This is a genomic window from Photorhabdus namnaonensis, assembly GCF_001684335.1.
Taxonomy (GTDB): Bacteria; Pseudomonadota; Gammaproteobacteria; order Enterobacterales; family Enterobacteriaceae; genus Photorhabdus; species Photorhabdus namnaonensis.
The window spans coordinates 19,486-33,140 of the sequence record NZ_LOIC01000086.1; the positions used below are offsets into that span (position 1 = coordinate 19,486).

The 13,655-nt window shown below is 52.4% G+C and carries 1 protein-coding gene (running past one end of the window); it reads left to right on the forward strand.

Annotation, left to right across the window (positions count from 1 at the left end; translation table 11 throughout):
• Window positions 1-13,655, forward strand: partial view of a non-ribosomal peptide synthetase gene (locus Phpb_RS24150; RefSeq protein WP_082302641.1) — the 5' end (the start) only. Its footprint extends 15,442 nt past the window's final position; the window shows 13,655 of its 29,097 coding nt (coding positions 1-13,655); it begins with the start codon at window positions 1-3; its stop codon lies beyond the right edge, outside the window.

Below are 13,655 nucleotides of genomic sequence, written 5' to 3' on the forward strand. Positions count from 1 at the left end.
ATGAAAGATAGCGTTGTTAAACAAGAAAGAATTGTTAAAGCTGAATTCCCTTCTCAAACATTAGAGAACATAAACCGTGTGAATGATATTTCACAACAGATTCAGAACGTGAAGAATATCCCTCAGGCGTTGACACCCAGTGAATCATTTTGGTGTGAACGTCTTACTGCTTTGCAACCCCTTCAATTACCTTTTGAAAGCGCTGGGAAACAGGCAGAACCCAAATGGGCAATGAGTCCCTGGCAGCTTTCATTGGCCAAAAACGGTGAGGAGGAGGCATGGCGGACGCTGTTACAAGCATTTGTCATTTATCTTGCGCGTCTGACTCAGCAGGCTGAATTCCAAATTGGTTGGTGTGTGAATGAGACAAAAGATAAACCGGATATGTTGACCGGTTTTTCGCCGGTGGTGCCGATGGTTGTTGAGGTAGCGTTTGATAAGCCTTGGTGCGCGGTAGCTGACTGGGTTGGTGATGAACTTGCTCGGCTAACACAGCACCATACATTTAGTTATGATCTCCTTTCTCACTCTCCCGCACTACATGCTATCTCTGAATTAACAACGAGCCGACCGTGGCGGATCGCGGTCTCTGTGACACAGGATGACAGCCAGTATGATCAGGAGATGCGTGGTGAATTGCTGACCCTCCAGATAAACGCGCAGGGCGGTTTTCGCTGGATCTATGATGTAAATCGTCTGAGCGCCGAAGTCGTTCAGCGAATGAGCGAACACTTACAGGTGTTGATATCGTCGAAAATGAAGGGGGATGAAACGCCTATCAGGCAGCTTAATTTGTTGCCTGAGGCTGAACGTACGTTGTTACTGGAAACCTGGAACTCGACGGAAACCGCGTATCCTGACACGTTATGTATTCATCAGTTGTTTGAACAACAGGTAGAGAAAACCCCTGACGCGATAGCGTTAGTGCATGAAGAGCAAACCCTTAGCTATGCTGAGTTAAATGCCCGCGCCAACCGACTGGCTCATCAGTTGATTGCATTGGGTGTCGTACCGGATCAACGGGTGGCGATTTGTGTGTCACGTTCACCGGCAATGGTAGTGGCGTTATTGGCGGTGTTGAAAGCAGGCGGGGCTTATGTGCCGCTAGACCCGGTTTATACGGGTGAGCGTTTGGCGCATATTCTGACCGATGCTACTCCGGCTATTTTACTGGCGGATAACACCGGATGTGATGTACTGGGAGAGGCGGTGTTGGCAGGATTGACGGTGCTTGATCCGAATATCCTGCCTGATAGACCGGACAGTAACCCACAAGTACCGGCATTGACCGCACAGCATTTGGCCTATGTGATTTACACCTCCGGCTCAACCGGCACGCCGAAAGGGGTGATGGTGGAACATCGTAATATCCAGCGTTTATTTGACGCGACTGAATCCTGGTATCATTTTAACCAGCAAGATGTTTGGTGTTTGTTTCATTCTATCGCTTTCGATTTCTCGGTATGGGAATTATGGGGAGCTTTACGCTACGGCGCTAAACTGGTTTTAGTACCACACGCGATCGCCCGTTCACCTCAAGAACTGCATCAATTCGTGTGTCAGCACGGTATCACGGTGTTGAATCAGACCCCCAGTGCTTTTAAAGCGTTTATTGCCAGTTATGTCGCCAATCCATTACCGGACTGCTTGCGTTATATCATTTTTGGCGGGGAAGCCCTCGATCCCATTATTCTGAAACCGTGGTATGCCCTGCGTGAAGAGAGATCACCTCAGTTGGTGAATATGTACGGCATCACGGAGACCACGGTTCACGTCACTTACCGGGAACTGGATCACCATGATGTGGCGCGGGTAGTCAGTCCTATTGGCACCCGTATTCCCGATTTAACACTCTATTTGTTAGATAAATATGGTCAGCCGGTGCCGTTGGGGGCGGAGGGTGAGTTATATGTTGGTGGTGCTGGTGTGGCCCGTGGTTACCTTAATCGCCCTGAATTGACCGCTGAACGTTTCCTTATCGATCCGTTTAGTGATAAACCCGATACACGCATGTACCGCACTGGGGATTTGGCTCGTTATCTGCCGGGTGGCGATTTGGAATTTATTGGTCGTAATGACCAGCAGGTGAAAATTCGTGGCTTCCGTATTGAACCGGGGGAAATCGAAGCCCGATTGATAGAATATCCCGCGGTAAGTGAATCTGTAGTACTGGCGATGGGGGACGGGCAGGACAAGCGTTTGGTTGCCTATGTGGTCGCGCGGGCTGATGATGAGTTAGTTAATAGTTTGCGTGAACATTTGCGTGTTCGGTTGCCTGACTACATGGTACCGTCGGCCTTTGTGCGTCTGGATGCTTTTCCGTTGACCCCGAACGGTAAGTTGGATCGCCGGGCGTTACCGGTGCCGGGAGTGGAAGCTTTTGCTCGTCAGGTTTATGAGGCGCCACAAGGTGAGATGGAAATTACGCTGGCTGCTATCTGGCGTGAGTTGCTGGGGATCGAGCAAATAAGTCGCCATGACAGTTTCTTTGCGTTAGGTGGTCATTCACTACTTGGTGTGCAGATGATTGAACGTTTGCGTAGTTTGGGATTAACACTGGCCGCGCGTGACCTGTTCCAATTCCCTGTACTATCAGAATTGACCCAAACATTGGGGCAGCATCAGGCAGTGGTGGCGCCGTCGAACGTTATTACTACGGCGACGACGGAACTCACACCGGCGATGTTGCCGTTGATTGATCTGACTCAGACTGACATTGACCATATTGTTGAACAAGTACCGGGCGGGATCGCCAATATTCAGGATATCTATGCTCTGTCGCCCTTGCAGGACGGCATTTTGTTTCATCATCTGCTGGCAAAGGAAGGCGACCCCTATCAGTTGGCTTATCCGATGATTTTTGCTGACCGGGAATTGTTGGACCGCTATCTGGCCGCGGTACAACAAGTCATTAATCGCCATGATATCCTGCGAACCGCGTTTATCTGGCAGGGATTATCCGCACCGGCTCAGGTGGTTTGGCGTCAAGCGCCTTTATCAGTTACTGAACTGACATTGAACCCAGCTGATGGTCCAGCCGGTGAGCAATTGGCTCAACGTTTTGACCCGCGTCTGTATCGCTTTGAGCTAAGTCAGGCCCCGTTGTTGCGCTTTGCGGTGGCGCAGGAAACCGATGGTCGCTGGCATGTACTGCAATTGCAGCACCACTTGATTGGCGACCGTACAACAATGGAAGTGATGAGTCGGGAAGTGCTGGCGCACCTTGCTGGGCAGGAGGATAACTTGCCTGCGCCAGCATCTTTCCGCAATCTGGTGGCTCAAACTCAGCTAGGGGAAAGTCAACAAAAGCATACTCATTTCTTTACTGACATGTTGGCTAAGGTAGACGAACCGACGTTACCTTTCGGGCTGACGGAGGTATATCGTGATGGTTCGTTAGTGACGGGGGCGCACTGGATATTGCCCCCTGAGCTGAATGACCGTTTGCGTCGTCAGGCGAGACGTTTGGAGGTGAGTCTGGCGGCGTTGTGTCATTTGGCTTGGGCGCAAGTGTTATCACGTACCAGTGGTCAGGAGAAAGTCGTGTTCGGCACCGTACTATTTGGACGGATGCAGGCGGGAGAAGGGGCTGATAGCGGCATGGGGCCGTTTATCAATACTTTGCCATTGCGATTGGATATGGATGATACCTCAGTACGGGACAGTGTACGGACAGCACATAACCGGTTAGCTGAGTTGCTGGATCATGAACATGCTTCACTGGTGCTGGCTCAGCGTTGCAGTGGTGTGCAGCGGGGAGTGCCACTTTTTAGTTCTCTGTTCAATTACCGGCATAACACATTACCTGTGGCTTCAAGTGAAATCATCAATGGCATCGAATTCCTTGAGGAACAGGGGCAGACCAACTATCCGTTAGTGCTATCAATGGAGGATTTTGGTGATGCACTGGAGCTGATTGCTCAAATTGTTGAGCCGTTTGATTCAGAACGGGTGTGTGGCTATATGCAACGGGCGTTGGAAAGTCTGGTGGAGGCACTTGAGCAGGCCCCGGAGACACCTGTACGGGCACTGAACATCCTGCCGGAGACAGAACGCACGCTGTTGCTAGAAACTTGGAATGCCACGGAAATTGCCTATCCTGATGCGTTATGTATTCATCAGTTGTTTGAACAACAGGTGGAGAAAACCCCGGACGCGACAGCGTTAGTGTATGAAAACCAGACTCTCAGTTATGCGGAACTGAATGCTTGTGCCAACCGGCTGGCTCATCAGTTAATTACTCTGGGTGTAGAGCCGGACCAGCGGGTGGCGATTTGTGTGTCGCGTTGTCCGGCAATGGTAGTGGGATTGCTGGCGGTGTTAAAAGCTGGTGGGGCTTATGTGCCGCTGGACCCGGTTTATTCTGGCGAGCGCCTGACGCATATTCTAATGGATGCCGCCCCGACTATTTTGTTGGCAGATAATATCGGACGTATAGCGTTGGGTGAGAAGGTACTGGCAGAACAGATTGTGCTTGACCCGAATACCTTATTCGACCAGCCAGACAGTAACCCGCAGATACCGGCATTAACTTCACAGCATTTGGCGTATGTGATTTACACTTCCGGTTCGACTGGTGTGCCGAAAGGAGTAATGGTTGAACATCAAGGATTAGTCAATCTTATCCGGGATAAAATCACCCAATTCGCTATTCACGCTAGTAGCCGGATGTTGCAGTTTGCTTCATTTGGTTTTGATGCCAGTGTCTGGGAAATCATGATGGCGTTGTGCGGAGGTGCTTCTTTGGATATTCCTGTTGATATCGTTCGTCAGGACCCGCACCGCCTTTGGCGTTATCTGGAGGAACAGGGGATAACGCACGCTTGTTTAACACCAGCCCTGCTTCGGGATGGTGCTGATTTACCGATGATAACGATAAAACCGACCTTGATACTGGGAGGTGAAGCCCCCAGTGTGGCGCTGCTCCAGGCATTGTGTGGTCGGGCAACGCTATTCAACGCGTATGGACCAACAGAGATAACGGTTTGTGCCACGACCTGGCATTGTCCGTCAGACTACGCAGATTCAGAGGTGCCTATCGGGTGTCCAACGGCTAATACTCGGGTTTATCTGTTGGATGCTGATGGTCAGCCGGTGCCGTTAGGGGGCGTGGGTGAGCTGTATATTGGCGGTGCGGGTGTTGCCCGTGGCTACCTGAATCGTTCTGAGCTGACCGTTGAACGTTTTCTGGCGGATCCGTTTAGTGATACGCCGGATGCTCGGATGTACCGCACTGGCGATTTGGCGCGTTATTTGCCGGATGGCAATTTGTTGTTTGTCGGTCGTAATGATCAGCAGATTAAGATCCGGGGCTTCCGGATTGAGCCGGGGGAAATTGAAGCGCGGTTGATAGAATATCCGACGGTGCGAGAAGCCACAGTATTAGCGCTAGGTGATGGTCATGACAAGCGCCTGGTTGCCTATGTGGTGGCGCCAGAGGGTGACGGATTGGCGAACAGTTTGCGTGCTCACCTGCAAACTATTTTACCTGATTATATGGTGCCGACGGCCTTTGTGCAGTTGGATGCTTTTCCGTTAACTCCTAATGGTAAGTTGGATCGCCAGGCACTGCCAGCCCCGGGCAATGCAGCCTTTGCCCGTCAGGTTTATGCAGCACCCCAAGGAGAAATGGAGATGTTGCTGGCGGCAATTTGGCGTGAATTACTGGGGATTGAACAGGTCAGCCGGTATGACAGCTTTTTTGCCTTGGGTGGTCATTCATTGCTTGCGATACGAATGGTTGAACGCCTGCGTCATCTTAGGTTGACGTTGACGGTGCGTGACCTGTTTCAATCGCCGGTGCTAGCTGAACTGGCGCAAACACTGGGACAGCATCAGATTGTAGTCGTGCCGCCGAATGTGATTACGTCAGCGACGACGACACTCACTCCGGCGATGTTGCCGCTGATTAACCTGACCCAGCCTGAAATTGATCTTATCGTCGAACAAGTACCGGGCGGTATCGCCAATATTCAGGATATCTATGCATTGTCACCGTTGCAGGATGGTATTTTATTTCATCATTTGTTGGCAAACGAAGGTGATCCGTATTTATTGACGAGTCAAATGGCCTTTGCTGACCGGGTATTGTTAGACCGTTATTTGGCGGCGGTGCAACAGGTAGTTGATCGGCACGATATCTTACGTACCGCTTTTATCTGGCAAGGATTGTCAGTTCCGGCTCAGGTGGTTTTGCGTCAGGCCACCTTGTCGGTGACTGAACTGACATTAAACCCGGTTGATGGTCTGGTCAGTGGCCAGTTAGCTCAGCGCTTTGATCCGCGTCATTATCGTCTCGATCTGAACGAAGCGCCGTTATTGCGCTTTGTAGTGGCGCGAGAAACTGATGGCCGTTGGCTCCTGTTGCAACTGATGCATCACCTGATTGGCGACCATACCACGCTGGATGTGATGAATCGTGAAGTACAGGCGTACCTTGCAGGACAGGGGAACAGCCTGCCGGCGCCAGTCCCTTTCCGCAATCTGGTGGCTCAGGTTCGGCTAGGTATCAGTCAGGAAGAACACGCCCGTTTCTTTACCGATATGTTGGCTGGTGTGGATGAACCAACTCTGCCGTTTGGTTTGACGGAAGTGCATCGTGATGGCTCGCAGGTGACAGAATCGCACTGGATGCTGACGGCTGCTTTGAATGACCGTTTGCGCAGCCAGGCTCGACGTTTGGGTGTCAGTCTGGCCTCCCTGTGTCATTTGGCTTGGGCACAGGTATTGTCGCGTACCAGCGGACAGGAAAAAGTGGTGTTCGGCACTGTGCTGTTTGGGCGGATGCAGGCGGGAGACGGGGCTGACAGCGGCATGGGATTGTTTATCAATACGTTACCGTTGCGACTGGATATGGATGAGACCCCGGTGCGGGATAGTGTGCAGGCAGCACATACCCGATTGGCCGGATTATTAGCGCATGAGCATGCCTCATTGGCACTGGCCCAGCGTTGCAGCGGTGTGCAGAGTGAGCTCCCCCTTTTTAATAGCCTGTTGAACTATCGGCATAGTGATTTACCGTCAACGTCGGATGAAATCATTAGCGGTATTGAGTTTCTTGGTGGACAAGAACGTACCAACTATCCGTTAGCGCTGTCGGTGGAGGATTTTGGCGAATCCTTGGGGCTGACTGCTCAGGCGGTACAACCATTTGATCCGGAAAGGATATGCGGCTATATGCAACAAGCGCTGGAAAGTTTGATCGAGGCGCTTGAACATGCTCCAGAAACACCGGTACAGGCACTGAATATTTTGCCAGAAGTAGAACGGGAACTGTTGCTGGAAACCTGGAATGTCACTGCAACCGCGTATCCTGACCAGTTATGTATTCATCAGTTGTTTGAACAGCAGGTGGAGAAAAATCCGGATGCCACGGCATTGGTGTATGAAAATCAGACTCTCAGTTATGCGGAACTGAATGCTTGCGCCAACCGGCTGGCTCATCAGTTAATTGCTCTGGGTGTAGAGCCGGACCAGCGAGTGGCGATTTGTGTGTCACGTTCACCGGCAATGGTGGTGGGATTGTTGGCGGTACTAAAAGCCGGTGGAGCCTATGTACCGTTGGACCCGGCTTATCCGGGCGAGCGCTTGGCGCATATTCTGATGGATGCCGCGCCAACTATTTTGCTGGCGGATAACGTCGGACGTACAGCGTTGGGAGAGAAGGCGCTGGCAGACCTGATGGTCATCGATCCAAATACCCATTCTGACCAGTTGGACAGCAATCCACAGATACCGGAGTTGACTTCACGACACTTGGCCTATGTGATTTACACCTCGGGTTCGACCGGTACGCCAAAAGGGGTGATGGTGGAGCATCGTGGCGTGGTCAATCTGGCCTTGGCACAAATTATCCGGCTTAACATGCGAGTAACCAGCCGGATGTTGCAGTTCGCTTCATTTGGCTTTGATGCCAGTGTCTGGGAAATCACGATAGCGTTGAGTAGTGGGGCTAGCTTGGCGATCCCTGCCGATACAGTTCGTCAGGATCCTTACCATCTCTGGCGTTACTTGGAAGAGCAGACGGTGACGCACGCCTGTCTGACACCGGCCCTGCTTCGGGATGGTACTGACTTACCGGCGATAACGATAAAACCGACATTGGTACTGGCGGGTGAAGCGCCCAGTGCGGCGCTGCTTCAGGCTCTGAGTGGCCGGGTAAATCTGTTCAATGCATATGGTCCGACAGAAATGACGGTATGTGCTACGACTTGGCATTGTCCGCCAGACTATACGGATACCGAGGTGTCTATCGGGCGCCCAATAGCTAACACACGGGTTTATCTGTTGGATGCTGATGGTCAGCCGGTGCCGCCGGGGGGAGTGGGTGAGTTGTATATTGGCGGCGCAGGTGTTGCCCGTGGCTATCTGAACCATCCAGAATTGACTGCTGAACGTTTTCTGGCAGATCCGTTTAGTCATGCGTCAGATGCCCGGATGTATCGCACTGGAGATTTGGCCCGTTACCTGCCGGACGGTAATTTGGTGTTTGTCGGCCGTAATGACCAGCAGATTAAAATCCGTGGCTTCCGGATTGAACCGGGGGAGATTGAAGCCCGGCTAATGGAGCACCCGGCGGTGAGTGAAGCGTTGGTAGTGGCTTTGGATGAAGGGGCTGATAAACGGTTGGTAGCCTATGTGGCGGCGCCGACGGATGATGGACTGATTAATAGTTTACGTGCCCACTTGAGCGCGGTTTTGCCTGATTATATGGTACCGGCGGCTTTTGTCCGTTTGGATGCCTTTCCGTTAACCCCTAATGGTAAGTTGGATCGCCGGGGTTTACCGGCGCCAAGTGAGGAAGCCTTTGCCCGTCAGATCTATGAAGCCCCGCAAGGGGAGACTGAAATTGCGTTGGCGGCTATCTGGCGTGAAGTGCTGGGGATTGAACAGATCAGTCGGCATGATAATTTCTTTGCGCTGGGCGGCCATTCGCTGTTGGCTGTGCGGGTGATGAACCGGATAGCGGCTTTCGGTATCGAACTGCCGTTAACTACATTGTTTAAGTCGCCTTCTTTGAAAGCTTTTGCTGAGGCGGTGAATAGCTGGAGGGGTGAACAGGGCTGTATATTACCCGCTATTGTGCCGATATCCCGTGAGGGTAAATTGCCGCTGTCATTTGCTCAACAGCGTTTGTGGTTCCTGGAGCAGTTTGAGGGCGCCAGTGATACCTACCATATTCCAGTCGCTCTGCATTTACGAGGTCAATTGAATATTGCTGCCTGGCAGCAGGCGCTTAACGCCTTGTTTGCCCGCCATGAAGCGTTACGCTCTGTCTTTGTCTCCGTTGACGGTCAGCCACAAGTACAACTGTTGGCTGTGGATAGTGGGTTACCGTTGTCTCAACATGATCTGCGAGGGTTCCCGGATGCCGAAGTGAGACTTGAACGGCTGTGCGCCGGAGAGGCTTATACACCATTTGATCTCAGTAGTGGACCGCTCATCCGTGCCTCTCTCATCCGGCTCGCGGATGATGAATATCAGTTTCTGCTCACTCAGCATCACATTGTTTCCGATGGCTGGTCTGTCAATGTGCTGATACGCGAACTCAGTGCCCTCTATACGGCTTTTTCGGCAGCACAATCTGATCCGCTGCCCCCGCTGGCGATTCAATACCCGGATTACGCCGCGTGGCAGCGTCAGTGGTTGTCGGCTGAACGTGTCCAGGTTCAATCTGACTATTGGCGTACTATGTTGGCTGATGCGCCAGTCTTGCTAGATTTGCCGACAGACCGGCCACGTCCGCCTGAGCAGTCGTTCGCAGGGCATGTTATGTCTATTAATCTGGATACGGAATTAACAAAATCTCTCAAACACCTGAGTGAGCAGCAGGGTGTCACGTTGTTCATGACGCTGTTGTCAGCCTGGGCTGTGGTCTTGTCGCGTTTGTCAGGCCAGGAAGATCTGGTTATTGGTACACCGAGTGCTGGCCGCAGTCGACAAGAAGTGGAATCGCTGATCGGCTTCTTTGTCAATACACTGGCTTTGCGCATGGATTTATCGGGTGAGCTGACCGTGACGGAGTTGCTGGCGCGTGTACGGCAAACCGCATTAGCAGCACAAGAGCATCAGGATTTGTCATTTGAACAGGTGGTGGAGATTGTGCAACCGCCGCGCCGACTGGCGCATACACCGCTGTTTCAGGTGATGTTCGCCTGGCAGAACAATGAGAACACAGAATGGAGATTGCCGGGGTTGGCTGTCTCACCTGTTGAGCCAGTTCTTGATAGGGTTAAGTTTGATCTCGAACTGGACCTGTCTGAGGTGGATAACAGAATTGTGGGGACGCTGAGTTATGCCTCGGCCCTATTTGATCAACCGACCATTGAGCGGCAGGTAGGATATCTGCGCACCGTACTGCAAGCGATGGTGGTTAACCCTCAACAGCCGGTAGGTGAAATTGATATTTTGGCACCGGTGGAGCGCCAGTTGTTGCTGGAAACTTGGAATGTCACTGAAGTACCCCGTCCTGACCCGTGGTGTATTCACCAGTTGTTTGAACAACAGGTGGCGAAAAATCCTGACGCGACAGCGTTGGTGTATCAAGAGCAGACGCTCAGCTATGCGGAATTGAACTCCCGGGCTAATCGTCTCGCCCATCAACTGATTGCGCTTGGTGTCATGCCGGATCAGTCAGTGGCGGTTTGTGTGACGCGTTCACCGGCGATGGTGGTAGGATTGCTGGCGGTGCTGAAAGCGGGTGGGGCTTATGTTCCTCTGGACCCAACCTATCCGGGCGAGCGTTTGACGCATATATTGAATGATGCCGCCCCGTTAGTGGTATTGGCTGATCAAGGCGGGCGAGCCGCGTTGGGTGAGAAGATGCTTGCCGCGCTGACTGTGTTTGACCCGAATACGTTGCCGGATCAACCGGACAGCAACCCACAGGTATCTGCGTTGACGCCGCAGCATCTGGCTTATGTCATCTATACCTCTGGTTCGACCGGTATGCCGAAAGGGGTAATGGTGGAGCATCAGGCGGTTTATCAACGTCATCTGGGTTTTAATGAGACCTATGCGGTGACTGCGCAAGATCGGGTGTTGCAATTTGCTTCTTTTGCCTTTGATGCTTCGGTAGAAGAATTTTTCTCGTCATTGTGTAACGGCGCGACGTTAGTCATTCGTGATGATAGTTGGCTGGCTTCTGTACAGGGATTCATCACATTAGCCCGGCAAAACCGTATCACGATGATGTCTCTGCCGACGTTATTCTGGTCTGAACTGGCGACCAGAAACGACACATTACCGCTGCCGGATTGCCTCAGGTTAGTCATTATTGGTGGTGAGGCGGTACAGAAGAGTGCGATTCAGGCGTGGTTTACCCAAGAAACCCATCGGCCACGGTTGTTAAATACTTATGGCCCGACTGAAAATACCGTGATTGCGACCTGCAAGGAGATATTATCGCCGGCAGATGCTTGTTCTATAGGCCGGCCGGTTAAAAATACCTGTATTTACCTGCTGGACAGATATGGTCAACCTGTGCCGCTGGGCAGTATGGGTGAAATCTATATTGGCGGTGTTGGCGTGGCTCGCGGTTATCTAAACCGGCCGGCATTGAGTGTGGAACGTTTTATGCCGGACCCCTTCAGTGCACTGTCAGGTACCCGTATGTACCGTACCGGTGATTTGGCCCGCTATCTGCCGAATGGCAACCTGGAATTCCTTGGCCGTAACGACCAGCAAGTTAAAATCCGTGGTTTTCGTATTGAACCGGGGGAAATTGAAACCCGTCTGGCAGAGCACCCGGACGTGCGTGACGTTACGGTGTTGGCGCTGGGTGACGGGCAAGATAAGCGTTTGGTCGCTTATGTTGTGGCGCCAGCGGGTAAGGCGTTGGCTAACAGCTTGCGTACCCATCTGAGAGCCATTTTACCTGACTACATGGTACCGTCGGCTTTTGTGCGTCTGGATATGTTGCCGTTGACCCCGAACGGTAAATTGGATCGTCGGGCGCTGCCGGTACCGGGCGAAGAGGCGTTTGCTCGTCAGGTTTACGAAGCGCCGCAAGGCGAAACGGAAATAGCCCTGGCGGCGATTTGGCGTGAATTACTGGGGATTGAACAGATTAGCCGGTATGACAGCTTTTTTGCCTTGGGTGGGCACTCGCTGCTTGCGATACGGATGGTTGAACGTCTGCGTAATCTTGGGCTGACGCTGGCTGTGCGTGATCTGTTCCAATCTCCGGTGCTGTCTGAACTGGCGCAAACACTGGGGCAGCACCAGATTGTGATGATACCGGTTAATGTCATTACACCGGAGACTACTGCAATCACACCGGAAATGTTGCCGCTGATCGATCTGACTCAGGTTGAGATTGACCATATTGTTGAACAGGTGCCGGGTGGGATCGCCAATGTCCAGGATATCTATGCCTTGTCGCCATTGCAGGACGGTATTTTGTTCCATCATTTGTTGGAAAACGAAGGCGACCCGTATCTGGTGGTCAGTCAGATGGCCTTTGCTGAAAGGTCGCTGCTGGATCGTTATCTGGCCGCGGTTCAACAAGTGGTGGATCGCCATGACATCTTGCGTACGGCTTTTATCTGGCAGGGATTATCCGCACCGGCTCAGGTAGTCTGGCGTCAGGCCACTTTATCGGTGACTGAACTGACGTTGGAGCCATCTGACGGATCGATCAGCGGCCAGTTAACTCAACGTTTTAACCCACGTCATCATCGTCTTGACCTGAGTAAGGCGCCGTTATTGCGCTTTGTGGTGGCGCAGGATACCGATGGACGTTGGATCTTACTGCAACTACAGCATCACCTGATTGGCGATCATACCACGCTGGACGTGATGGATCGCGAAGTGCAAGCGTACCTTGCCGGACAAGGGAACCGCCTGCCGGCGCCGGCTCCTTTCCGCAATCTGGTAGCTCAGGTCCGGTTGGGGGTCAGTCAGGAAGAGCACGCCCGTTTCTTTACTGACATGTTAGCTGAGGTAGATGAACCGACATTGCCGTTTGGTTTGACGGAAGTGTATCGTGATGGTTCGCAGGTGACGGAATCACACCGGATGTTGACTGCTGGGCTGAATGACCGTCTGCGCAGTCAGGCGAGACGGTTGGGCGTTAGTCTGGCCGCTCTGTGTCATCTGGCTTGGGCACAGGTATTATCACGTACCAGCGGTCAGGAGAAAGTGGTGTTTGGTACCGTACTGTTTGGGCGCATGGTAGCGGGGGAAGGCGCTGACAATGGCATGGGGCTGTTTATTAATACCCTGCCGTTGCGGTTGAATATCGATGAAACCCCGGTACGGGACAGCGTACAGGCAGCCCATATCCGACTCGCCGGACTATTGGAGCATGAGCACGCGTCACTGGCGCTGGCCCAGCGTTGCAGTGGGGTGCAGGGGGAGATCCCGCTCTTTAATAGCCTGTTGAACTATCGGCATAATACTTTGTCGGCAACGTCGGATGAAATTATCAGTGGTATTGAGTTTCTTGGCGGACAGGAGCGGACCAACTATCCGTTTGTGCTGTCGGTGGAAGATTTTGGCGAATCCCTGGGGTTGACTGCTCAGGTGGTGCAGCCATTTGATCCGGAAAGTTTATGCGGTTATATGCAGCAGGCGCTGGAAAGTCTGGCGGCGGCCCTGGAGCAAACGCCGGAAATACCCGTTCGGGCATTGGAAATTCTGCCGGAAGCGGAGCG